We start from the raw sequence: 23774 nt of genomic DNA, 5'->3' as shown, positions 1-23774 counted from the left end.
TCCTAAGATGACTCAGCCGATCAATCTACTACAATGCGGCATACAATGGCTGCGCCAACTGCAACCGTGTCAGCTCTGCCATAGCGACACGCAATGGCAACATTCGGTCTGTCAAACCTGTTGGCAACAATTGCCGTGGCGTAGCCAAGCGGTACAACGACAAGAAATGCAGATTCAAGTCACTTTTGATTATCACTATCCAATTAATCGCATCATTCAACAATTTAAATATGAACAGCAGTTACATTACCAACTGCTTTTAGTAGGCGCGCTAAAACAACTGTCTTATCCTAAAATCCAAGCCATTGTACCGATGCCAATTTCCACTGCCCGCTTGACTGAACGCGGCTACAATCAATCTTTATTGTTAGCAAAAGGACTAGCGCGGCATTTAAATGTCCCGATTTGGCAACCTGTGACCCGCTTACAACAGCACGCGCAAAAAGGCTTAAGTCGCTTAGAACGATTGGAAGACATCCAACAGCAATTTCAAATTCAGAATGCGCCTAAAATCCGTTTTCGTCGGGTTTTAATTGTGGATGATGTGGTCACGACGGGCAGTTCAATTCATGCACTCAAACAGCAGTTGCTCAAGCTCGGCTGTCAAAAAGTCGAGGCGGTTTGTCTGGCCAGTGCTGAATAAAAAAACTATTCGGTTGAATATGCTCAACGCATTAAAAAGTTGAACTTAAAATATAGAAGAATGATCAACTGCTCTTAATTTTGTTGTAAATATTGTTTTAACCACGGCATCACCACTTCACGGGTCAGCGGTGCCAACAAAGTATCTTGATCATCCAAATCTACCCACTTCATTTCGGCAATTTCAGCAGCAATTTTTGGTGCCTGATCAAGCTGAACCCAATACACATAACTGACCAAACGGCAGTCGGGCTCATTGGCCGTTGCTGTTTCATAGCGTCCAATAAATTGTTGAATTTGCGCCTGACAGCCAATTTCTTCGGCAATTTCTCGCAACATGGTCGTTTCAGGCGCTTCATTGGGTTCTAATTTGCCACCGACCTGCATAAAACACGCGGTATGCTGTTTACGCACCACCAATAACTGCTGTTTGACATTTAAAATAATTGCAGCTGCAACGGTAATGATGTTGTTGATCTCAGCCATTTTATTTCGCCAGTTCCTGCTGCACCCACTCTAGCTCAGGCACTTCCCATTTCATTTCAGGAACACGGTATTGTTCAAATTGCTGCAAAATATTGTCAATACAATTCGATACAATCAATGCCTCACAAAAACGTGGCTGAGTAAAACCTTTTTCAGAGGTCTGTCTTAAAAACTTCAGCAAATCATCATAAAAGCCAGCTACATTAAAAAAGGCACAGGGTTTTGAGTGAATTCCTAATTGTGCCCACGTCCATTGCTCAAAAATTTCTTCTAAAGTTCCAGAACCACCCGGCAAAGCAATAAAGCCCTCGGCCAATTCTGACATTTTTATTTTGCGGGCATGCATGTTTTCTACGATGTGTAATTCGGTCAAATGCGGATGCGCCAATTCATGCTCTGCCAAACTTTCAGGCATGACACCAATTGCACGCCCACCTGCGGCCAAAGTACTATCTGCCACCACACCCATTAAGCCTGAGCGTCCACCGCCATAAATTAAAGTTTTGCCTTGTGCAGCCAATGTTTCACCCACTTTTCGTGCATTTTCAACAAAAACTGAATCTTTTCCTGGGGCAGAACCACAGAAAATAGCAATTGACGACATCATTTTTTCACCATGTTATCTGGCTGTCATGCCATAAAATTAAACTTCAGGGAGATTTTTAAATAAAATAGCATTCTGAGCAGTGTATTTAGTAAGATCCTTGTCTAAAATACACCCATCCACAAAACCCATACTGCGCAAGGAGAAAAGACGAATGCTTGAAGCCTTTTATGCCACAGAGCGCGGTAGTCTGGAAGATGCCACCATTAACGGTGGTTTTGATTTGCATCCAGATCTGGTCTGGATTGACCTGATTGCCCCTTCACAAGAAGAACAGCAATGGGTACTAGACGCATACTCACAAAATTTACCAACCTTAAAATCTTTGGAAGATATTTCATCTTCAGCGCGATTCTACCGTGATGATGACGGTATTTTACACATTAGTACCTATTTTTTAACTAAAAATAAAAACTATCAAGTCGATGGTGAAACTGAAGACAATTCCAGTATTTTAGCCACAGTGCAAACCGTTGCCTTTATCTTACATAAAGAACACCTGTTTACCCTACGCGGTGAAAAATTAGTGGCATTTCGGGCATTTCGGGCACGGGCACGACGTAACGACTACGAAATTGATTATAAAGACCCGACTTGGGTGCTTTTAGGCTTGCTTGAAGCCAAACTGGACGAACTTGCGGATATCTTAGAAGATATCCACAAGGACTTGGAAAAGTATTCCACAGAAGTTCTGAATAACCGTCATCGTGAGCAAATTTTAGACCTCGATGACATGATTACCCGACTGGCACAATTAGAAGACATGCTTGGAAAAGCGCAATTGTGTTTGATTGATTTACGTCGTGTCCTGACCTTTTTGGCACGTCCGCGTGCGTTGGGTAGTCATATTTACGATGCCGACATTCGAGAACTCAGTGAAGATGTACGCTCACTGGTCGAACACGATGCCTTCTTATTCCAAAAAGTGCGCTTCTTGCTCGATACCACTTCAGGCTTCATTAACACCGAACAGAACGACACGATTCGTCGATTCTCGATTTTGCCGAGTATGTTAGCGCCACCGATGCTAGTTGCCAGTGTTTATGGCATGAACACCGACGTGTTACCTTTTGCCAAAGGCACCACCAGTTTTATAGTGGTCAGTATTATTTTAATTGGCTTCTTTATTGGCCCATTAATTTACTTTAGATGGAAAAAATGGATTTGATGCCTTTTATTCCCTCTCTTTTTAGGTTTAGGAGAGGTTTGCAATCTTTTCTCTCCTTTTAGAAGCGGGTTAGAAAGGTTTGCAATCTTTCTTCTCCTTTTAGCAGCGGGTTAGAGAGCTTTGCAAGCCTACCTCACTTGAATAAAGCGGGAAACTAAACGCAATAAAAAAGCACCTTACAAGAAGGTGCTTTTTTGATGGTTTTTTCAGTTTTAGACGATTAGCTTCAAATCATCTTGCAAATGACAGGCTTGAATGATCTTCATCATTTTTTCAGGAACCGCTTTAAACTGTAAACCCTTGGCTTCAGGCGTCTGACGCAACCATTGCACCAAAACGGCCAAAGCTAAAGTACTCCCGTGTTCTAGCTGCGCCAAATTGACCACCAAAGGCAACTGCTGCTGACGAATCAACTGCAGACCTTTTTGGTAATATTGCTCTGCATTACTGAAATCTATTTTTCCAGAAACACATAATTCCTGATTTGATAATTCAATCACGCCACACCTAACCTATTTTTTCTTTTCAACCGCAGCTTCTGCATCTGGCTTAAAGGTTGCAATGGCTTTATCAATATTGCCGCCATTACGCTTCACGTTCGCTGCAAACTGGTTACGGAATTGCAAACCTAAATCAATACCCGACACGTTAATGTTACGGATTTTCCATTGGCTGCCTTTGTCTGCCAACTGGAATGACACAGGAATTTTTTCACCATTATGCAAGAAGTCAATGGTCACCACTGGGTTCTTGCTGTTGGTCGCCTTATAAGGACGCATGGTGTAGCTTTGGTTGCTAAATTTCGCAAACGCTGTGCCATAATTCTCAATTAAGGTTTCACGGAAGTTTTTCTCAAACTGCGCGCGCTGTGCTGCTGAACTGTATTGATTCGTCGCATAAGTACCCATCACAATACGGGTAAATGCTTGCGCATCTACATACGGATCAAGGTTTTGACGCACAATCGTTTTGACCAATGCTGGATTGTTCTGCAATTTAGCATGATCTGCTTTTAAACGTGCAATCAAGCTATCGGCAACTTTTTTCACAAAAGCTGGTGGCGCTTCTGCAGGTGCAGCAAATGCAGTTCCTGCCAACATGGTTGAAAGTACACTTACCGCCAGAGTTTGCTTTAAAAGTGTTTTCACGGACAATCTCCTTCATTACTCAACAAATGACACTTCTGCATCTGTTGTTTCAGCTGTCGCTGTGTCTTTATCTGCGTCTGACGCTGCGTTGGATGTTTTCGCTGCACCGCCAGTAATAAACTTACTGATTAAATCTTCTAAATCCATGGTGCCTTGCGTGTTGGCAATACTTTCGCCACGCTTCACAAAGTTCAAACCACCACCTGGAACCACTTTGAGATATTTCTCACCCAATAAACCATTGGTTGCTACCATTATGTAAGCATCTTCATCAATACTGGTGATGGATTTCATGTTACCCAACAGTTGTTGTTCCATTTCTTTTTGTTGCTGAGGATTTGCTTCTTGGTATTCTGCACTGTAGCGCAATTCTTCAAGCGCATAATTTTGCACTGTTTTTAGTTGTTCAGGATTAAAACTGGTCAACTTGCCATCTAGTTCAAATTCAACTGTAGCCAAACGCGATACAGGGTCTAGGGTAATATCATTGACGCGACCAATGGTGACACCGCTCATAGTAACTTTGGCGCGTGGTTTTAAACCATTCACGTTGTCAAATGTTGCTGTCATATTGTAACTGTCGCGCAAATTGGTACCCACCAATCCACTGACTTTCATGGCCAAGAAAAACAATGCAATGCCTGTCAAAATGACAAATACACCTACGGCCAGCTCACTTGTACGTGATTTCATTAAACACCTCCGAACATGACCGCAGTCAACACAAAATCAAAACCTAAAACACATAATGAAGAATACACCACGGTTCGTGTGGTCGACGTCGCAATGCCTTCCGATGTTGGGACACAGGCATAGCCTTGATATACTGCAATCCAAGTACAAATTAATGCAAAAACAAAACTTTTAATAATTGTGCCGTTAAAAATATCTTTATAGAACTGCACGCTGCTTTGCATACCGCTCCAGAAAGAACCTTCATCGACACCTAGAAAATCAACCCCGACCATTTTGCCGCCCATAATGCCAATCGCAGCGAAAATAATGGAGAGCATTGGCAGACTAACAATCCCAGCCCATAAACGTGGTGACACAATACGCTTGAGTGGGTCTACCCCAATCATTTCCATACTGGCCAATTGTTCTGTGGCTTTCATCAAACCAATTTCTGCAGTTAAGGCAGAGCCTGCACGCCCTGCAAATAACAGTGCAGCCACTACAGGTGCAAGCTCACGCAACAAAGTCAAAGACACCATCGTGCCCAACATGGCTTCCGAACCAATATTGACCAAAATGGAGTAGCCTTGTAAGCCCAATACCAAACCAATAAATAAACCCGACACCGCAATAATCAATAATGACATCACGCCAACACGGTACATTTGGTACAGGAACAGCTTCACCCCAAGTATGGTTGGCATTGAAAATAGAATTTGCAACAACATTTGGGTGGCGACACCAATGCCACGAACACGCTCAATGACGCGTTGACCTAATGCGGCAATAGCATTCATGAACGCACCTCATCACTTAAATAAGCCCGATGGCTAAATTGATAATCGACTGGCCCTTCGGCAGCGCCTGTTAAGAACTGACGCACAAATGCCGATTCATGCTGTTTTAATTCTGCAGGTGTACCTTCGCCCTGAATCACGCCTTCCGCGATAATATAAATGTAGTCGGCAATTGATAAAGTTTCGCCAACATCATGCGAGACGATGATGGTGGTTAAATCCAACGCTTCTCGCAAGGAACGGATTAAACGGGTCAACACACCTTTTACAATCGGGTCTTGCCCTGCAAACGGCTCATCGTACATGATCAATTCAGGGTCTAACGCAATCGCACGTGCCAATGCCACACGACGGTTCATCCCGCCTGAGAGTTCTGCAGGCATAAGTTGTTCTGTACCACGCAAACCGACTGCTTCAAGTTTTAAAGCCACCAATTCTGCAATTAAATGTTCAGGCAACTGGGTATGTGCACGCAATGGAAACGCGACGTTTTCATATACGCTCATATCGGTAAATAACGCACCGCTTTGGAATAACATGCCCATACGTGCGCGCGCAGCAAACAACTCCTGACGCGACATTTGCGCAAGATTTTTTCCATCCAGAAAAATATCACCATGATCGGGAGTCAACTGACCACCAATCAAACGTAATAACGTGGTTTTACCAGTACCTGAAGGTCCCATAATGGCAGTAATTTGACCACGGCGAATCTTTAAACTGACATTTTCGAAAATGACACGTTTCCCTCGTTTAAAGCTCAGTTCATTGACTTCAATCAATGACGGCTCATGTTGAGGCATTGGATTATTCATAGCTGAGGGTCTTCCTGCATTTTTTCAGCACGCATACTATAAAGGATTGAAGCGCAAAATGTTATCTAGCAAATTTTTAAAAACTGTGCACGTATTGTTCAAGCAGTCTTATTATTGTTATTTAAATCACTTTTAGGACAGCAACAATTTAAAAGTAAGAAGAAATAATATAATACATTAAATTGCATAAGATGAGTGCTAAACCAATATACGGCATCATTCCCTCTCTCGTCTGCATGAGCAATCGTAAGCTATTGATGTTCATAATTAGCAAATAGAGTTAAAAACGTGACTTATTATACATTTTATTTATCTAAAACAAAAATATTTAACATAAAAAAACCAGTGCTGAGCACTGGTTTTTCTTTATAAAAATTGCTATCGCGATCTTAGTCGTTAAATTTACGACGTGGGCGATCAAAACCACCTTCACGGCGTGGACGATCTGAATTGAACTCGCGACGTGGACGATCTTCACCACCAAAAGAACGCTTAGGACGATCATCAAACGAACGTGGTTGACGGTCACCAAAACCACCCTCACGACGATCACCAAAATCACGTTTTGGACGATCACCGAAGCTACCTTCACGACGTGGTTTGTAGTCTACGCGGTTGCCACGGTTGTCATCATTCGCATCAAAACGCGGCTTATCGTTGAAGCCACCTTCGCGACGCGGACGGTCTGAATTAAATTCACGACGTGGACGGTCATCAAATGAACGCTGTGGACGATCACCGAAACCACCTTCACGACGCGGACGGTCTGAGTTGAACTCGCGACGCGGACGATCTTCAAATGAACGTTGTGGACGGTCACCGAAACCACCTTCACGGCGTGGACGGTCTGAGTTGAACTCACGACGCGGACGATCTTCACCAAATGCAGGACGTTCACCACGTGGTTTGTCATCAAAGCTGCGACGTGGACGTTCATCACCGCCTTCACGACGTTTAAAGTTGCTTTCGCCTTCAAAACGACGACCGCCACCAAAACCGCCACGACCACCGCGACCGCCATCACGACGACCACGACCACCGTCACGACCAGAACGTGCTGGAGGTGGAGATGGCTCTAAGCCTTCAATTTCTGAAACGCTTAAACGAGCATCTAAGAAATCTTCCAACGCACGGATTTTGCCACGCTCACGGTAAGTTGCCAAAGTAATCGCGTTACCAGTACGGCCCGCACGACCTGTACGACCAATACGGTGTACATAGTCTTCATTTTTCATTGGTAAACCGAAGTTAATCACGTGAGAAATAGTTGGTACGTCTAAACCACGTGCTGCAACGTCTGTTGCAACCAAGATTTTTGCACGGCCTTCACGAATGCTGCGTAAACGACGGTTACGAACGGTTTGTGGCATTGCACCATGTAGCGCAACAACCGAGTGACCCGCTTCAGCCAATTCTTCAGCCAACATATCGGTATCTTCTTGAGTAGATGCGAATACAACCGCTTGATCTACACCTTCATCAGATAACCAGTGTGACAATAATTTTTTCTTGTGCTCGAAACCATCAGTCCAGTGTAAAGTCTGGGTGATGTCCATGTTCGTTGAGTGACCTGTTTCAATCGCAATACGTACAGGCTCATTCATCATGCGTTCTGCAAGTGTGATAATACGGCTTGCAAAAGTTGCAGAGAACATCAAGGTTTGCTTACGGTTAGCAGCTAAATCGCTAATCGCTTCTAGGTCTTCAGAGAAGCCTAAATCGAGCATACGGTCAGCTTCGTCTACAATTAAGGCATCAACTTTATCAAGTTTGATTTGACGACGGTTCACCAAGTCAAGTAAACGACCTGGAGTCGCTACAACCACTTGCGCACCTTTTAATTGTTGGATTTGCTTACCAAAAGGCATACCACCCATGATTGCTGCAATACGTACACCTTTCATGTGACGTACAAATGCAATCGCGTCTTGGCTAACTTGTTGAGCCAATTCACGTGTTGGGCAAAGCACTAAAATTGACGGCTGAGTAATAGCTTTCATACGCTCTTTAAATGGTACGAAAGTATCTTGATTAGCAAGCGCGTTTAAAGTTGGGAGTAAAAATGCAGCAGTTTTACCAGAACCTGTTTGGCTAGATACCAATAAGTCTTTACCTTCAAGTGCCGCTGGGATCGATTGTTCTTGAACAGGAGTCGGCGTAGTAAAGTTCAAGCCTTCTAAAGCTTGTTGTAAAGATTCATGTAAAGAAAAATCAGCAAAAGTTTTGCTCATAGAGATTTTCACCCTGAAAATGGGTGCTCCATTAAATAAAGTCAGATGGACATCGGCAAAAAGCGGTACAGCAATTATCGCTGACAATTTAAGATTCAGCGGCGATCCGAGTAACGACGATGTGATATAACGCACGCATGATTACGGCTTAACCTGAAGGAATCGCTTTAGCGATTGGGGCGCGAGATATCGTCCTCTCTTTGGACCGCACGCGCATACACAATGATTAGAAGAGAAATGTTCAGGTAATGAACAGAAATTAAGTGCGTTCGCGGATTATAGCAGGATTATTTTAAAAGTCACCTTATTTAATCGACTTTTGCTGTTTTTTGTGTAAACAGTGATAGATTCTGCTTTTATGGCTAGTATATGGACGATAACAACAGATTTAAAACCAGCAGTTTTAGACCGTTAGGTAAAAGAAAAGCCCTCAGGATGAGAGCTTTGCTAAGTGTCTTATTTAAGTATAAATATGATCAGCTGATTATTTCGCTGCTTCGCCCCAAGCAGGCACAACCGCTTTCATAAGTGGTTTTAACATTTTCATTGAACATGCCAAAACTTGCCCATTTTCCATAGAGTCGCTGCCACCACGTGCATCGACCACAGTACCGCCCGCTTCTTTCACAATTAACTCACCCGCAGCAATATCCCACGGTTTTAAGCCAAGTTCAAAATAACCATCTAAACGACCTGCAGCCACATAAGCCAAGTCTAATGCAGCAGAACCTGCACGGCGGTATTGAGCGCCTGCTTCTGTCACATTCAATAAACTTTCAAAATGGTTTTTGGCATAAGAAACAATTTCGCCATCGCGCTTAGCACGATAAGCATGACCCACTGCCAAGAAGGTGTTGTCTAAACTGTCTTTTACATTTACACGAATACGACGTTGATTCATCATCGCACCACGGCCACGGCTCGCAGAGAACAACTCATCTTTTACAGGATCGTAAATAACACCGTGCTGTGTCACACCTTTGTGTTGCACTGCAATCGAAATACAGAAATGAGGGAAACCGTGAACAAAGTTTAGCGTGCCATCTAAAGGATCAATCACCCAACACCAGTCGGCATCGTGACCTTTGCCTTCCTGCATGCCAAATTCTTCGCCCAGGAAGCTGTGATTTTTATAACTTTTGCGTAATGTATCAATGGTCAATTGCTCGAGGTAACGATCTACGCGCGTTACAGGACCATCAATGCCTTTTTCTTCGACTTGTAGATCGAGTTTATGACGATTCTGATGCGCTTTTAAAAGCTCTTGACCAACTGTTTGAGCCGCACGCGCAGCCATCACCACCATAGGTTCCATTGAACACCCACTACAAATTTGAAGAGATTGATAAAGAATAATGCATGAAAGCCCCAATATTTTAGCAAATATTGAGGCTTTTGGGGAAGAAGTGTTGCTAAAAATTAATTCAATATAGATTGATGCAGTATTTGCCAAGCATTTTGCATTGATTTTTCAATGCCTTGTGCATCTAAACCTGCCTGTTGCAGCATTTGACCATGTGTCGCCTGTTGCATAAAGCTATCTTCTAAACCTAAATGAATAATTGGTTTAACAATTTGTGCCTTTGCCAAGTATTCACTCACGGCACTGCCTGCACCACCCATAATCGCATGTTCTTCAATAGTGACGAATAATGCAGTGTTATCTGCAATCTCAGCTAACAGCTTTTCATCCAATGGCTTCACAAAACGCATATTCACCACACGTACTGCGACATCGTGCTGCTGAGCAAACGCTTCAGCCGCTTCAACTGCCGCTTGCACACGGCTACCAAAAGCCAGCACTGAAATATAGTCATCATATCGTGGATTGAACTGCGCCACAATTTCAGCTTGTCCTAATGGAATTGCAGTCATCTGCTGCTGAATTTCGACACCCAAACCATGCCCGCGTGGATAACGCACTGCTGCAGGGCCGTTATATAAATAAGCCGTGTGCAGCATTTGACGACATTCATTTTCGTCTTTTGGTGCCATAATCACGATATTCGGTACGGTACGCATATAGGCATAGTCGTAAGCACCTGCATGGGTCGGGCCATCTTCACCCACCAAACCTGCACGGTCGATACCAAAAGTAACATCCAGATTTTGCAAAGCGACATCATGAATCAGTTGGTCATAACCACGCTGCAAGAAGGTAGAGTAAATCGCCACCACAGGCTTCAAACCTTCACAGGCCATACCCGCAGCCAAAGTCACCGCATGCTGTTCGGCAATCGCGACATCAAAATAGCGTTCTGGGAATTGTTTGGCAAATTGCACCATGCCCGAACCTTCGCACATGGCTGGCGTAATTGCCAATAATCGTGAATCTTGTTCTGCCTGATCACATAACCACTGCCCAAATACATCAGAATATTTAGGTGCGCTAACTGGTGCAGCTTTGGCATGAATTTTACCAATGGCATGATATTTAATTTGATCAGCTTCTGCAGGCGCAAAGCCTTTGCCTTTTTTAGTGTAAACGTGAATTAAACGTGGGCCTTTACGTTTTTTCAGCGCATTAAACACGTGTGTGAGTTGTTCAACATCATGTCCATCGAAAGGGCCGAAATAATCAAACCCAATCGCTTTAAATAAGTTGTCTGCAGCTTCAGTGGCAGCACAGTGCAAACGTGAGTTGTATGTCCATTTTGGATGCGGCTGCACGTAAGCCTCACCTGTTTCACTGACATAAACCGATTCACCACGCTCCCAAATGGCAGCAAGATGTTTGGCAAAGCCGCCTGTGCTACATGAAATTGACATATCGTTGTCATTCAGCACCACCATCATATCGGCTTGGTGGGCCACTGCATCATTCATGGCTTCAAAAGCCATACCTGCCGTCATAGCACCATCGCCAATAATGGCAACAACTTCACACGGGTTTTGTTGATAACGTCGTGCCAACGCCATCCCCAATCCTGCAGAAATTGCTGTTGAGGAGTGACCAACGCCAAAGGTATCAAAAATAGATTCTTCACGCGCAGGGAATGCAGCCAAACCATCTTTGGCGCGAATGGTGGTGAGTTGCTCGCGGCGTCCTGTTAGGGCTTTATGCGGATAAGCCTGATGACCGACATCCCAAATTAAGCGATCGTGTGGGGTATTAAAGCAATAATGCAGCGCAACGGTCAGTTCGATCACGCCTAAGTTTGCGCCAAAGTGTCCTCCACTTTGACCTGCGGCATACAAAATGAATTGACGTAACTCATCTGCCACCTGTGGAAGCTGGCTTTGCGCGAGTAAACGTAATTGCTGCGGATGGTCAATCTCATCGAGCAATGGTGTTACAGGGCGTTGAGTTGGAATTTCTGTATACAGCATATGTGGCAAAGCCTTCTAAAGCCTGGCAAATCCTAAGCGAGGTCAATGGGAATTACTCGATCATATAACCGAATGGTATTACCTTCAATCAGCCACATTTCTAGCGATGTAGTTTTGAGCAGTGATTTCAGTTGGGCACACGTTGGGTGGGTAGATTATCCTGAATAATCTAACTATTTATCAACCATTATCGTGCGCTTTATACAAAAAAGAAAATCTTCTGTATAAATTCGTGTTCGCTATTCTACTAATGTCTGAGCATTACGCTATACTTTAAACAATTTATCGACTATTTCACGAGTTAAACAGTGCCGATTAAGTTTGTCGCAACCTCACGATTACCGACCGCATTTGGTGAATTCAACATTACGGTATTTCAAGATCCTGAAACTGGCGAAGAACACGTGGCATTATCCAAAGGTTTGGACACTGCGCCAACCCAGCCCGTTCTGGTACGGATTCACTCAGAATGTTTAACTGGCGATGCTTTCGCGTCTTTAAAATGCGACTGTGGCCCACAGCTTCAAGCCACTCAACGTCTGATTAATGACGCAGGACAAGGTGTGATTTTATATTTACGCCAAGAAGGTCGCGGGATTGGCTTGACCAATAAAATTCGTGCTTATGCCCTGCAAGATCAAGGACATGACACGGTGGATGCCAATTTAATGCTAAATTTACCTGCCGATGCACGTCGCTATGATATGTGCAGCATTATGCTAGATCATTTGCAGGTTAAAGCTGTGCGCTTAATCACCAACAACCCTTTGAAAATTCAAGCATTACAGGAACAAGGGATTACGGTGGTAGACCGTGTGCCTTTAACTGTGGGTCTAAATCCATTCAATGAAGAATATTTGCAAACCAAACACGAACGCATGGCGCACATGTATGATAAAGGTGACTTCTGAGTCACCTTTTAATTTTTGAATTAAATAATTTCTACTCAACTTACTTAAATCGTCATCGAAAAAATACGATTATTCGGCATACGGCGTTTTAAACGCAAATCAAAGGCCATACAAATATTGCGCACAAAAGGTTTACCTTTTTCCAAAATCTGAATGTGCTGATCTTGAATGAGCAGTAATTCATCTTCCTGCATTTCCTGTAACTGTTGCAGCACTTGCTCAATTTCAGGAAATGCCAATTCTGGACTGGCCCACGACGTTTCAAAGCTGCACATTAAATTTAAAATATGCTGACGTATTACCAAATCTTCCCGATCCAGCACATGCCCTTTAAACACAGGAATTTCATTGCAGGCTAAACGGGCATAATAATCTTCAATGCTTTTTTCATTTTGCGCAAAGCTATACCAACTGTCGCTAATAGATGAAACACCCAAGCCAATCATAAGCTGCGTTTTAGATGCGGTATAGCCCATAAAATTACGGTGCAAGGTACCATTTTTAAACGACTGATACATACCATCACGTTCTAAGGCAAAGTGATCCATCCCAATTTCATGATAACCATAGGCCAAAAGACGCTGTTTGCCTTCTTCATAGCACTGACGTTTTAATTCATCTTTAGGTACATCTTCATCTTTAAAACCACGCTGCCCATTGCCTTTAATCCATGGCACATGCGCATAACTGTAAAATGCCAAACGGTCTGGCATTAAACGTTGGGTCTGCTCAATGGTATTCAGTACATCGTCTAGATTTTGAAAGGGCAAACCAAAAACCAAATCATGTGAAATAGAATCATAGCCAATTTCACGCGCCCACTCGGTCACACGTTGCACATGCTCAAAAGGCTGCATCCGATGAATGGCGCGCTGCACTTTTTCATTATAATCCTGCACGCCATAACTGACCCGACGAAAACCCAAGTCATATAAGGCCTGTAAATGTTCGCGGGTGGTGTTATTGGGATGTCCTTCAAAACTAAATTCGTGCTGTTCTGCCACTTTGGCTTTTGCCAGAATGCCTTGAATGAGCTGCGTCAAATGTTCGACAGAAAAGAAAGTTGGTGTGCCACCGCCCAAGTGAATTTCTTTAATGATGGGAGTGCTTTCGAGCAATTGGCAATATAAGTCCCACTCTTTTAATAACGCCTGAATGTATGGCTGTTCAACTTCATGGCGTTTGGTGACACGTTTATGACAGCCACAAAAAGTGCATAGACTTTCGCAAAATGGCAAATGAATATACAGACTAATGCCTTCGCTGGCATTAGATTCATCAAAAGAACGCTTCAGCGTCTGCTGCCATGCCTCGGCTGAAAAAGTAGCATCACACCAATAAGGTACGGTTGGATAACTGGTATAACGTGGTCCAGGCACATTGTATTTTTGAATTAAAGAATTTGCCTGCTGTGTCATCCACTCTGCCCCATTCAGTTAATTGCTGCTGACTAAAATTTAGATTGTAAAAACTATTGTGCTGAGCTTGTGCATGGAAATCAACCTAGTCTTTTGCTCGGAATACATGCTGAAATACAAAGCACCTTGCGCAATTGCATGAGCGATTTGCAGCAAACTGGATAAACCCCTTAATTTTTAGACAGTTTTATGTTTTGATGTAAGCCATTTTATTTTTATGCTGAGGTGGCCATGTCGCATCCTACTCACGCGGATATTCAACGTGTACGTGAATTTCTTCTCGATTTGCAGGCGCGAATTTGTGCGGCTTTAGAACAACAAGAACAGGCAGGTGGTGGAAGCGCACAGTTTGAAATTGATGACTGGCAACGTCATGAAGGTGGCGGTGGTCGTTCCCGCGTCTTACAAAACGGTACGGCCATTGAAAAAGGCGGAGTGATGTTTTCGCACATCAATATTTCCAAACTGCCTGCTTCTGCAACTGAACGTCATCCAAATATTGCAGGCGCACCTGCGCAGGCGATGGGCGTGTCATTGGTGATTCACCCGAAAAACCCGCATGTACCCACCTCGCACGCCAATGTGCGTTTATTTGTCGCTGAACCTGAAGGACAACCGCCAATTTGGTGGTTTGGTGGTGGTTTTGACCTGACACCATTTTATCCAAATGATGAAGATGTGTTGGCATGGCACCAAACAGCACATGACTTATGTGCGCCTTTTGGCGATCAAGTCTATGCAGAACATAAACAATGGTGTGATGACTATTTTTATTTAAAGCACCGTGATGAACAGCGTGGCGTGGGTGGTTTATTTTTTGATGATCTGAATCAATGGGACTTTGACACCTGTTTCAACTATATTCAGGCGGTGGGTAACGGTTATTTGGCTGCAATTCTGCCTATTTTTGAGCGTAATCGTGACAAAGCCTATACCGAAGCACAACGTGAGTTCCAGCTTTACCGTCGTGGACGCTATGTGGAATACAATCTAGTTTACGACCGCGGCACTTTATTTGGCTTGCAGACAGGTGGACGGATTGAGTCCATTTTAGTCAGCTTACCGAACTTGGCGGGATGGTCGTACCGTCCTGAATGGGCAGAAGATTCCGCAGAGAAAAAACTCACCGACTATTACTTAAAACCACGCGATTGGTTAAATCTCAAGACGAGTTAAAGCTCGCGACTGGTGAAACCTTGCTACATCGCAGTGTAAAAAAGATCACATTCAAGGTTCAAAAAAGCGATTCTTCCACGAATCGCTTTTTTACTTACAAACTTTATTGCTTATTTTCAAATCAATAAATATGCACAGCATGAATTAACTGTCATGATAGTGCGGATGGATTTTAATAGATGATGTGACCGCGCACCCTATTCGACCATGCACAAATAGGATTTAACTATCCATACATCAAACCATGAGTCAAAGGCGAATTCATCAAACTGTCAAAGCCTTATGTTACACTGCGCCACATCTGTCAGGAGATCCGCATGTTTAGCCCGCTGTTCAAACACAAAATCTTTTTATTTTGGGCAACCTTTGCCATGTTACTTGGCTCAATTTGCATGACCTTTATTTTTGAAAGTCATCTTTCAGATGGCTTAGCCATTAGTAGCAGCATTTTAGCGGGCATTGCCATGTTCGTGATTGCCACTATTTTGGTATTAGAAACCGTTTTAGAGATTTGTAATCCTTAAGTCCAAAGACTCCCACCGTTTTATACCACCATAGGCTTTAGTCCGCGCTGAATTTGACGTATATTGATGCACATTTCAGCACATGGATTTTGGCAAATGCGCAAACAATTTGCCGTGATTGGCAACCCAATTGAACAATCACGTTCTCCTGAACTGCATCATGCCTTTGCAGAAAAAACAGGCATTGACCTGCAATACAGCAAACGCCTTGCCCCTCTTGATGGTTTTAGAGACAGTGTTGCAGACTTTTTTAATCAGGGCGGTGTAGGCATGAATGTAACCGTGCCTTTTAAAGAGCAAGCATTTGCCCAATGTGGCGTATTAACCGAACGTGCCAAAATTGCCAAAGCAGTCAATACCTTGTGGATGCAAGATGGTGTTTTGCATGGCGACAATACCGATGGTCAGGGTTTGGTTGATGCCATTCGTGCTTTGGGCTGGAATTTAGAGCACAGTGATATTTTGATTATTGGCGCTGGTGGTGCAACCCGCGGGGTAATTTATCCGTTGGTACAAGCAGGCGCAAAAAAAATTGTGATTGCCAACCGCACCCTTGCCCGTGCTGAACAACTGGTTGCTGACCTACAAGCTGCCGTACCGCAAGCAGAATTACAAGCCATGGCACTTACCGATTTAACAGGTCAATTTGATTTAGCCATTAATGCGACGTCTGCCAGCTTAACGGGAGATGCCCTCACCTTGCCTGAGTGTTTGCAGTTTAATTTTGCTTATGAAATGGCTTATGGCAAACCTTCGAGCTTTTTAGAACAAGCCAAAGCGCGTGGCGTACCGACCTCGGAAGGTTTTGGCATGCTGGTCGGACAGGCGATTGAATCTTTTTATATTTGGAATGGCGTGAAACCTGAATTAAAAGATTTCCTCTAAATCATCACCAAATAAAAATAGCCCTTGAGCAGCAAAGGGCTATTTTTTTATTTAAACTGGGCAATCTTGTTGAACGCTGATTGCCCATTTTTCACCCACGGTTTATTTTACAAATTTCTGCATATCTTCATACACATCCATATATAACTCATAATCAATCTGTTCAGCCTGATCTTCAGTTAAAGTGCGAATTGAATTTTGGCTCAATTTGCCCTGCTGACGATCAACATACGTCTGCCCCAAAATGTGTGCCGTTTTCTTTAAATTCTCCAAGTCAGGCACATCCCAATCATAAGCTGCTTCATAGGCTTTTAAATATTGCTGAGCAAATATCTGTTGTGGTTGCTTGTATTGCTGTTTCAGCTTACGCCATTCAAGTGCGACTTTATTTTCATCGACTGCATCTTCAGTCAAATTATTGATACGACGACCAATTGCATTATTGAATTGCTCATCTTCTTCTAAATGATGCTTGGCTTGTAAAGCTTCAATCCGTTTTAGCGCGGCACCTTTCGGGTCATAGTAGCGCTCATCACTGAACCAATAGGCATACACTTCTGCCATTTCCTGCAAGGTTTGTGGACTAAGATTTTTTACCCACGTACTTTGCTCTGCTGCCATGTGCACTAAAAATAAAGTCTGATAAGTCTGACTAAAAGATTCTGTTTGTTGATAGGTTTTTTGTGCCAACTGCGCTAATTCTTCATCATAACTTAAGGCGGGTTTTGCAGTGGTCTTATCTTTATTTTCTGCAGTTTCCTGCTCCAAGGTACGCCCTAAATTTGTCACCCATTTTTCTAAAATTGAGTCTTTGCTGACCTCTTGAATGGATTTGGCTTGACGCAGCGCACTACGGTCAATTTTGCTGGCTTGCCCATAATTCGCAATGCTGACATCGTTATACACATGAATTGTGCCGTAATTTTCGCGTTTAAATTGCAACGCATAATCAATTTTTGCAGCACGCCCCTGATCATCTAAAGCCACATCAATTTGAATCGGTATTTTTTTATCTTTAGGTGTAGCGTTCATAATCTGCTGAATTTCAGCCTGATGTTTTTGCCACAAAGCTGCAAAAGCGGCGGCATCGACCAATTGTTCCGAACGGTATGGTTCAAAAACTTTAGCTAGCTTTTCTTGCGGTGAAGCAAAGTGCTCATCTAAAACCGATTGTGCCTGCTCAGCACGACTTGGGCTAAATGCTTCTAATTCATAGGCATAAGCACAGTAGGTTAAATCTCCAACTTTGGCTGTTTTTGCTGTTTCGATCAAACGCTGACAGTCTTGTTCGCTTAGCATACTTGCGGTGCTTGCTGAATCTTCTGCCTGCTCAGCAGCCGCTTCAACGGCTTGTTCAGCTGCGATCATGGCATCTTCACTGGCATCTGCTGAATAATCTGCCACATTACTCACTGTCGTTTCAGTTGCATAAAATTTCTGACTGACCAAATCACGTAAAGCAAGGGTGGCTTGATACGCCACAAAAGCCTCTTGGCTCATGCCATAATCTTCAGCAGTTTCATTGTGTTTCAAGTAGTCTTCAACACTTTCTTTGGCCGATGTATCTTGCGTAATTTCAGCTTGTTCAGCAGCATCTTCGGTTGTGGTCGCCTGCCCCAATACAGTCTGTTGCAAATACGGTGCATTGACCTGATCAAACATGGCAAGCTGCAGCAACATATCTTCCAAACTACTGTTCAAACGAATTTTTTCACTAATTTTTTGCTGACGGTCTTGTGCAGTTAAAGATAACTTTTGAATATGTTTAGAATCTGCCAATACATACGGCACCGCATTCATGGCTTTTAAGTATTCGGCAAATTGTGCCACTTTAATCCGCTCAAAATCAGCTTTGTATTTAGAAAAGTCGATATAGGCAAAGTCATTTTGACTATCTTTATTTACCAAATAAGGCAACAAAGAAAAATAATTGGTATAGAACTTATATTCATTAAAATCGACCACCATCGGTACTTTCATTTGCACCAAAAGTGTCGGTTTTTCATAGCGTGCTGCCACATTCAAAGCAGCAATTTTTTGCCGATAATGCACCGAGCCATCGTAGCTAAACTGAGTGTCATTCAATACATTCAACAGAAAATTAAAAGGACTCGATTTTTCGATTGCCCCTGCAGCATAGGAAGCAGAGTTTTGTTCCTTAGCCATTGCCGTATATAAGTTTTGTTTTTCTTGTGTACTTAAACGGACTTTTTGCTGTTTTAAATACTGATCTAATTGCTTTTTAAGTACAGGATCGAGTGTAGCAGGAGCAGCATCCGCTACTTTTGGTATTGCTTCAACTAAATTGCTCTGTACCCGTAATTTGCCCTGAAAGTCACAACTTGGCGTTTCAAAGATGGCATTTAACCCTGTAATTGCCTTTTGTTCTATACTTGCCGTCTGATTGGAATTGGTCTTAATGACATGCTGCGAACAACCTGTAGCAGCTAAACTAAAAAGACATAAAGATAAATATTTTAATTGTATCTTCATTGCTAAACACCTTATATTCATTATAGATTGGTCTGTTCAAACATATAGATTATGATACATTGTAACATAACACTTCATTCGTTTTTGTAAGGTGAATAATTTTCACTATTCGCATTTCTGACATTTTTATTCGCTATTCTTATCAATGTTTTTTGATCATGAGTGTGAATAATCAACATATCGATACAGATAATCCAAAACTATTTCTAAATTAGGATTAAGACTATGCCAGCATATAAAGCCCCATTACACGATATTCGTTTCTTAATGAACGAAGTGCTTGATTACCCGACCCACTACAAAAATCTTTCTAACGGTGAACTTGCGGACGCAGATACAGTCGATATGATTTTGGAAGGTGCAGCAGATTTCTGTGAAAATGTACTTTCTCCTCTTAATCAATCAGGCGATGAAGAAGGCTGTCATTTTGAAAATGGCAATGTGACCACACCGAAAGGCTTTAAAGAAGCCTATGACCAATTTGTGCAAGGTGGCTGGCAAGGTCTGTCTTACCCTGAACAATACGGCGGTCAAAACCTGCCAATGTCGCTAAACCTCATCAAATCTGAAATGATGGGTACAGCAAACTGGTCATTCCAAATGTATCCAGGTTTAAGCGTGGGTTGTATCAACACCATTATGCAATTTGGTACAGACGCGCAAAAAGATACCTATTTACCGCACTTGGTTGCAGGTACTTGGTCAGGCACCATGTGTTTGACTGAACCACAATGTGGTACCGACTTAGGTCAGGTAAAAACCAAAGCAGAACCACAAGCTGATGGTACTTATGCAATTTCAGGCACCAAAATCTTTATTTCTGCAGGCGAACATGACCTGACTGAAAACATCATTCATATTGTGTTAGCGCGCCTCCCAGATGCACCTGCAGGCACGAAAGGTATTTCATTATTTATCGTACCGAAATTCTTGCCAACAGCAGAAGGTACGGTGGGTGAACGCAATCCTGTCACTTGTGGCTCAATTGAACACAAAATGGGGATTCGCGCGTCTGCAACTGCAGTCCTAAACTTTGACAATGCCGTGGGTTATTTGATTGGTGAACCACACAAAGGCTTACATGCCATGTTTACCTTTATGAATACTGCGCGTATTGGTACAGCAATTCAGGGGATTTGCCATGCAGAATTGGCATTCCAAGGTGCATTGCCGTATGCCAAAGAACGTATGTCAATGCGTGCGCTTTCAGGTAAAAAAGACCCTGAAAAAGTAGCTGATGCAATCATTCACCATGCCGATGTACGTCGTATGCTCTTAACGCAAAAAGCCGTAGCAGAAGGTGGTCGTGCCATGATTTATCATGCTGCACAATTGGCAGATAAAATGAACGACGCTTTAATGCGTGGTGATACTGCTGCTTTTGAAGCGCATGATGACCATTTAGGTTTCTATACGCCAATCTTAAAAGGTTTCTTAACTGAAATGGGTTATGAAGCTGCCAACCACGGCATGCAAGTGTACGGCGGTCACGGCTATATTAAAGAATGGGGCATGGAGCAAATTGTACGTGATTCACGTATTTCTACCTTATATGAAGGTACAACTGGCGTTCAGGCGCTCGACTTGATTGGTCGTAAAGTGTTGTTAAGCTCTAAAGGTAAAGTGATTCGTGACTACACCGCTGAAATTTTGAAATTCTGTGGTCAGCATGCACGTAACAAATACATGCGTCGTTTTGCATGGGACTTAACCAAGCTATGTGCTCAATGGAACGCATTAACCGTGCGCATTATGTTGGCAGCACGTAAAGACCGTGACATCGTATCCAGTGCTTCAGTAGACTTCTTGATGTTCTCTGGTTATGTCATGATGGCTTATTTCTGGGCGCAACAAGCGGCTGTGGCTTCGACCAAATTGGCTGAAGGCAATGGTCAGGAAACACCTGAGTTCTATAAAGCCAAAATCAAAGTTGCAGATTTCTACTTTGAGCGTTTATTGCCACGTACCCAAGGTCATGCAGAAGCAATGGTCAATCCATCTAAAACCATGACTGCATTAGCACCAGAACATTTTAGTTTTGACTACTAAAATATTCTAAGCAGATGTAAATCAAAAGAGCGCGTAATGCGCTCTTTTGGTGTTTACTTCAGAAAGTAAGTACTCGAATCTACACATCAATTAAAATTACTTTTAATGTGCTGTTGGAAAACCATGAAATACCCACTGAATCAGATATAAAATCAGAAAAATTAAAATCACTAGACATAAAATTTCTAGTCGTTTCATTCAATTCGCTTCTTAGCCTTGTCTTCTAGCAACATATAAATTAAATCAAGCTCAGGACAGACATATCCCATTGCGGTTAAAGCCGCGGTAATTTGCCCACGATGATGAGTTGCATGATTGAACACATGCATTAGGGTTGCAGCATAGGGTAAGTGCATCTCCACGCCAGTTGATGTTTTATAGTGCAGCTCTTGATGAAAAACATTCTCATCCACCTGATTTAAAAAATAAATCCAGTTTTCAGCCTTCTTTTCAAGTTGCTCAACAAGCTGTGTTCTGTTGGTTTCCACAATACTATCTAATGGCAAAATTGGTGAGTGGTGCAAAGCAAAACGTGGAAACCACAAATGATGCTCACCGACCAACAAGTGATTCAGAGTGCCAAAAATACTTTTAAAATATAAGCCCTGATCCAAGAAAAAATCATCATCTGAAACCAATAGCAAAGTCTGATTTAGTTTTTGAGTTGCCCAAAGATTATAGCGGGCAAGTAACTCAAACGTTTTTAAATCCATTTAAAATTATCCTATTTGAGTTTTATTATGAAAATTGAATCAAAAGTTCAAACTATATTAAGATAAAAGATATATTTTTAATCATTTAAAGCGAATTTGTAGATTTAAAGACAGATACAATTTATTGTCCTTTAGAAATAATTGACCAAAATCATGCTTGGTTTTACTTGCCATCTCAAACTTTGTATTATTGTATAAATACTCTTCAAATTCATGGCGATGATACAGATGATAGCAAATGATCTCGCCATCTTCTTTAATTACTAAATATCCACCTGTAGAATCAATTTCGTTACCTGTCCAAACTGTACCAGGCATCATTCCAATTGCTATTTCACACAATAATTTTTTAATTTTAAACTGATAAAAAGGATGCTGATGTTCAAAAGAATATTTCATTGGATTTTCATAAGAAATTTCATTAAAAATATCTTTAACTGAATTAAGAGTTGATGTGTAATATTTAAATATAGAGTTCACTCCATTCCCCCTTATTTGCTGTAATCATACTCACCAATCTTCAATGCTTTTAATATTTCTTTTGCAGTTGCCTGTATCGCTGGAATAGCAACAGAATTTCCAAATTGTTTATAGGCTGAGGCATCTGAAACCACGATTTTGAAATGATCTGGAAACCCCTGCAACCGTGCCCATTCTCTTGGCGTCATTTTCCGAATACCTTTCCGATTTACCTCTCCTTTAATTCTAGTAGTTGGAGTAAAGTCTGTAATTCTATGATCTATAACTAAATTACGCTCTCTCCCCATTCCACCTACAACTATGGCATTGGCAATTGCGTGATCTGGAATAATAGCGTAACCAAAACCATTTCCTTTATTTTCATGTCGAGCTTTATGCTTTTCCAAGGTATCTAAATACTGTGTAGATAAGTAATATTTAGTAGGTACAACCTGAGTTTCCTTTATATCGGCAAAACAGGTTTTTTTATTTAATGGTTGTGGATAAGAGAAATTTTGAATTCCAGTATCTTTATGGAAGCCTACAATAAAAATTCGCTCTCTATTTTGGGGAACACCAAAATCTTTAGCATTTATAATTTGAGGCTCAGCAACGTAGTAACCTAAATCATCTCTTAATGTTTTTAAAATAGTTTTAAGTGTATTTCCCTTATCATGACTAATTAAGCCTTTAACATTTTCTAAAAAGAAAGCTTTAGGTTGTTTCCGTTTTATAATATCCGCAACGTCAAAAAATAGCGTACCGCGTGTATCTTCAAATCCAGATCTTTTACCTGCAATTGAAAAAGCCTGACAAGGGAAGCCTCCACATAAAATATCGAAATGATCAGGTATCGCATTTTTAGTAGACTCTAAAGTGATATCACCATAAGGCGTTTCACCAAAATTGACGGAATATGTTTTTTGGGCATATAGGTCTATTTCTGATGAAAATACGCACTCGCCACCAAGATTTTGTAACGCTAGCCGAAATCCACCAATTCCTGCGAATAGGTCAATAAATTTAAATTTACTTGGGTATTCTGGATAAAAAGGGATTGATTCAAAGAGGGAAAGGTTTTCCTCTTTGTTTACCACTAATTCACCATGAGCCTTTAAAACTTTTGGACTAGTAGAGTTCATCTCAAACCTTCAAGGCGATACAATAACAAAGCCATTACAATAACAAAATTTACCTTAAATAGCATGCAGTGCAAGACACAAGCTGTCGCTCTAGCACAATATTCGATA

General features: G+C 42.1%; 22 protein-coding genes. 7 read left to right on the top strand and 15 right to left on the bottom strand.

The features are described 5' to 3' along the window. The first annotated feature begins 7 nt into the window (after window positions 1-7). Window positions 8-643, top strand: a complete 636-nt coding sequence (locus FTV28_RS06950) for a ComF family protein (protein ID WP_136144659.1) — start codon at window positions 8-10, stop codon at window positions 641-643. 74 nt (window positions 644-717) lie between these two features. Here FTV28_RS06950 and FTV28_RS06945 read toward each other — a convergent pair whose 3' ends face one another. Both FTV28_RS06945 and FTV28_RS06940 read right to left on the bottom strand, forming a co-directional pair. Next, complete coding sequence (locus FTV28_RS06945) at window positions 718-1128, bottom strand: NUDIX domain-containing protein (protein WP_004974664.1); 411 nt, start codon at window positions 1126-1128, stop codon at window positions 718-720. A 1-nt stretch (window position 1129) separates the two neighbouring features. Continuing rightward, complete coding sequence (locus tag FTV28_RS06940) at window positions 1130-1732, bottom strand: TIGR00730 family Rossman fold protein (RefSeq protein ID WP_026438479.1); 603 nt, start codon at window positions 1730-1732, stop codon at window positions 1130-1132. A gap of 154 nt (window positions 1733-1886) precedes the next feature. On the opposite strand from FTV28_RS06940, the gene FTV28_RS06935 reads away from it, so the two are divergent. Next, window positions 1887-2900, top strand: a complete 1014-nt coding sequence (locus FTV28_RS06935; protein ID WP_096901036.1) for a CorA family divalent cation transporter — start codon at window positions 1887-1889, stop codon at window positions 2898-2900. A gap of 212 nt (window positions 2901-3112) precedes the next feature. Here the strand turns inward: FTV28_RS06935 and FTV28_RS06930 are convergent, their stop codons facing one another. The 8 genes from FTV28_RS06930 to dxs all read right to left on the bottom strand — a co-directional run bounded on the left by FTV28_RS06930 (window position 3113) and on the right by dxs (window position 11896). Further along, complete coding sequence (locus FTV28_RS06930) at window positions 3113-3400, bottom strand: STAS domain-containing protein (protein WP_179989866.1); 288 nt, start codon at window positions 3398-3400, stop codon at window positions 3113-3115. A gap of 12 nt (window positions 3401-3412) precedes the next feature. Next, window positions 3413-4048, bottom strand: a complete 636-nt coding sequence (locus FTV28_RS06925) for a phospholipid-binding protein MlaC (RefSeq protein ID WP_004974651.1) — start codon at window positions 4046-4048, stop codon at window positions 3413-3415. A gap of 15 nt (window positions 4049-4063) precedes the next feature. Further along, entirely contained in the window at window positions 4064-4741 is a 678-nt protein-coding gene (locus FTV28_RS06920; RefSeq protein ID WP_096901228.1) for an outer membrane lipid asymmetry maintenance protein MlaD, read from the bottom strand. Further along, complete coding sequence (mlaE, locus tag FTV28_RS06915; protein ID WP_179989864.1) at window positions 4741-5520, bottom strand: lipid asymmetry maintenance ABC transporter permease subunit MlaE; 780 nt, start codon at window positions 5518-5520, stop codon at window positions 4741-4743. The genes FTV28_RS06920 and mlaE overlap by 1 nt, the downstream gene beginning before the upstream one ends. Beyond that, entirely contained in the window at window positions 5517-6335 is an 819-nt protein-coding gene (locus FTV28_RS06910) for an ABC transporter ATP-binding protein (RefSeq protein ID WP_004974642.1), read from the bottom strand. The genes mlaE and FTV28_RS06910 overlap by 4 nt, the downstream gene beginning before the upstream one ends. Before the next feature lie 389 nt (window positions 6336-6724). Continuing rightward, window positions 6725-8566, bottom strand: a complete 1842-nt coding sequence (locus FTV28_RS06905; RefSeq protein WP_096901229.1) for a DEAD/DEAH box helicase — start codon at window positions 8564-8566, stop codon at window positions 6725-6727. A gap of 484 nt (window positions 8567-9050) precedes the next feature. Further along, window positions 9051-9881: an inositol monophosphatase family protein gene (locus tag FTV28_RS06900; RefSeq protein ID WP_019836885.1), complete on the bottom strand. Its 831-nt coding sequence runs from the start codon at window positions 9879-9881 to the stop codon at window positions 9051-9053. Window positions 9882-9985: 104 nt separating this feature from the next. Continuing rightward, window positions 9986-11896 (bottom strand): 1-deoxy-D-xylulose-5-phosphate synthase, encoded by a 1911-nt coding sequence (dxs, locus tag FTV28_RS06895; protein ID WP_179989862.1) that lies wholly within the window; start codon window positions 11894-11896, stop codon window positions 9986-9988. Window positions 11897-12204: 308 nt separating this feature from the next. Here dxs and ribA point away from each other — a divergent pair, with 308 nt between their 5' ends. Then, complete coding sequence (gene ribA, locus FTV28_RS06890) at window positions 12205-12807, top strand: GTP cyclohydrolase II (protein WP_004974633.1); 603 nt, start codon at window positions 12205-12207, stop codon at window positions 12805-12807. Between the two features lie 44 nt (window positions 12808-12851). Here the strand turns inward: ribA and hemN are convergent, their stop codons facing one another. Then, complete coding sequence (hemN, locus tag FTV28_RS06885; RefSeq protein WP_179989860.1) at window positions 12852-14225, bottom strand: oxygen-independent coproporphyrinogen III oxidase; 1374 nt, start codon at window positions 14223-14225, stop codon at window positions 12852-12854. 231 nt (window positions 14226-14456) lie between these two features. On the opposite strand from hemN, the gene hemF reads away from it, so the two are divergent. The 3 genes from hemF to aroE all read left to right on the top strand — a co-directional run bounded on the left by hemF (window position 14457) and on the right by aroE (window position 16810). Then, entirely contained in the window at window positions 14457-15401 is a 945-nt protein-coding gene (gene hemF / locus FTV28_RS06880) for an oxygen-dependent coproporphyrinogen oxidase (RefSeq protein WP_179989858.1), read from the top strand. A gap of 317 nt (window positions 15402-15718) precedes the next feature. After that, a complete protein-coding gene (locus FTV28_RS06875) occupies window positions 15719-15925 on the top strand; it encodes a hypothetical protein (protein ID WP_004974627.1) in 207 nt (68 codons plus the stop codon). Window positions 15926-16021: 96 nt separating this feature from the next. Beyond that, window positions 16022-16810: a shikimate dehydrogenase gene (gene aroE, locus FTV28_RS06870; protein ID WP_104852603.1), complete on the top strand. Its 789-nt coding sequence runs from the start codon at window positions 16022-16024 to the stop codon at window positions 16808-16810. A 102-nt stretch (window positions 16811-16912) separates the two neighbouring features. Here aroE and FTV28_RS06865 read toward each other — a convergent pair whose 3' ends face one another. Next, window positions 16913-19303, bottom strand: coding sequence for a hypothetical protein (locus tag FTV28_RS06865; protein WP_179989856.1), 2391 nt, complete (start codon window positions 19301-19303; stop codon window positions 16913-16915). 225 nt (window positions 19304-19528) lie between these two features. On the opposite strand from FTV28_RS06865, the gene FTV28_RS06860 reads away from it, so the two are divergent. Continuing rightward, a complete protein-coding gene (locus FTV28_RS06860; protein WP_154320290.1) occupies window positions 19529-21352 on the top strand; it encodes an acyl-CoA dehydrogenase C-terminal domain-containing protein in 1824 nt (607 codons plus the stop codon). A gap of 194 nt (window positions 21353-21546) precedes the next feature. On the opposite strand, the gene FTV28_RS06855 is transcribed toward FTV28_RS06860, so the two are convergent. The 3 genes from FTV28_RS06855 to FTV28_RS06845 all read right to left on the bottom strand — a co-directional run bounded on the left by FTV28_RS06855 (window position 21547) and on the right by FTV28_RS06845 (window position 23666). Beyond that, window positions 21547-22065: a DinB family protein gene (locus tag FTV28_RS06855; RefSeq protein WP_004974616.1), complete on the bottom strand. Its 519-nt coding sequence runs from the start codon at window positions 22063-22065 to the stop codon at window positions 21547-21549. A gap of 81 nt (window positions 22066-22146) precedes the next feature. Then, entirely contained in the window at window positions 22147-22545 is a 399-nt protein-coding gene (locus FTV28_RS06850; RefSeq protein ID WP_368856239.1) for an HpaII family restriction endonuclease, read from the bottom strand. 11 nt (window positions 22546-22556) lie between these two features. Next, a complete protein-coding gene (locus tag FTV28_RS06845; RefSeq protein WP_004974609.1) occupies window positions 22557-23666 on the bottom strand; it encodes a DNA cytosine methyltransferase in 1110 nt (369 codons plus the stop codon). Window positions 23667-23774: the final 108 nt, after the last annotated feature.

The organism is Acinetobacter sp. YH12252, assembly GCF_013417365.1.
Taxonomy (GTDB): domain Bacteria; phylum Pseudomonadota; class Gammaproteobacteria; order Pseudomonadales; family Moraxellaceae; genus Acinetobacter; species Acinetobacter towneri.
The sequence above is the reverse complement of the archived record's forward strand: the minus strand, read 5'-3'. Positions and strand labels throughout refer to the sequence as shown.

Coding starts and splice junctions, on each gene's coding strand:
- FTV28_RS06950 (WP_136144659.1), top strand. CDS start 8: ATGACTCAGCCGATCAATCTACTACAATGCGGCATACAATGGCTGCGC.
- FTV28_RS06945 (WP_004974664.1), bottom strand. CDS start 1,128: ATGGCTGAGATCAACAACATCATTACCGTTGCAGCTGCAATTATTTTA.
- FTV28_RS06940 (WP_026438479.1), bottom strand. CDS start 1,732: ATGTCGTCAATTGCTATTTTCTGTGGTTCTGCCCCAGGAAAAGATTCA.
- FTV28_RS06935 (WP_096901036.1), top strand. CDS start 1,887: ATGCTTGAAGCCTTTTATGCCACAGAGCGCGGTAGTCTGGAAGATGCC.
- FTV28_RS06920 (WP_096901228.1), bottom strand. CDS start 4,741: ATGAAATCACGTACAAGTGAGCTGGCCGTAGGTGTATTTGTCATTTTG.
- mlaE (WP_179989864.1), bottom strand. CDS start 5,520: ATGAATGCTATTGCCGCATTAGGTCAACGCGTCATTGAGCGTGTTCGT.
- FTV28_RS06910 (WP_004974642.1), bottom strand. CDS start 6,335: ATGAATAATCCAATGCCTCAACATGAGCCGTCATTGATTGAAGTCAAT.
- FTV28_RS06905 (WP_096901229.1), bottom strand. CDS start 8,566: ATGAGCAAAACTTTTGCTGATTTTTCTTTACATGAATCTTTACAACAA.
- FTV28_RS06900 (WP_019836885.1), bottom strand. CDS start 9,881: ATGGAACCTATGGTGGTGATGGCTGCGCGTGCGGCTCAAACAGTTGGT.
- dxs (WP_179989862.1), bottom strand. CDS start 11,896: ATGCTGTATACAGAAATTCCAACTCAACGCCCTGTAACACCATTGCTC.
- hemN (WP_179989860.1), bottom strand. CDS start 14,225: ATGACACAGCAGGCAAATTCTTTAATTCAAAAATACAATGTGCCTGGA.
- hemF (WP_179989858.1), top strand. CDS start 14,457: ATGTCGCATCCTACTCACGCGGATATTCAACGTGTACGTGAATTTCTT.
- FTV28_RS06875 (WP_004974627.1), top strand. CDS start 15,719: ATGTTTAGCCCGCTGTTCAAACACAAAATCTTTTTATTTTGGGCAACC.
- aroE (WP_104852603.1), top strand. CDS start 16,022: ATGCGCAAACAATTTGCCGTGATTGGCAACCCAATTGAACAATCACGT.
- FTV28_RS06865 (WP_179989856.1), bottom strand. CDS start 19,303: ATGAAGATACAATTAAAATATTTATCTTTATGTCTTTTTAGTTTAGCT.
- FTV28_RS06860 (WP_154320290.1), top strand. CDS start 19,529: ATGCCAGCATATAAAGCCCCATTACACGATATTCGTTTCTTAATGAAC.
- FTV28_RS06855 (WP_004974616.1), bottom strand. CDS start 22,065: ATGGATTTAAAAACGTTTGAGTTACTTGCCCGCTATAATCTTTGGGCA.
- FTV28_RS06845 (WP_004974609.1), bottom strand. CDS start 23,666: ATGAACTCTACTAGTCCAAAAGTTTTAAAGGCTCATGGTGAATTAGTG.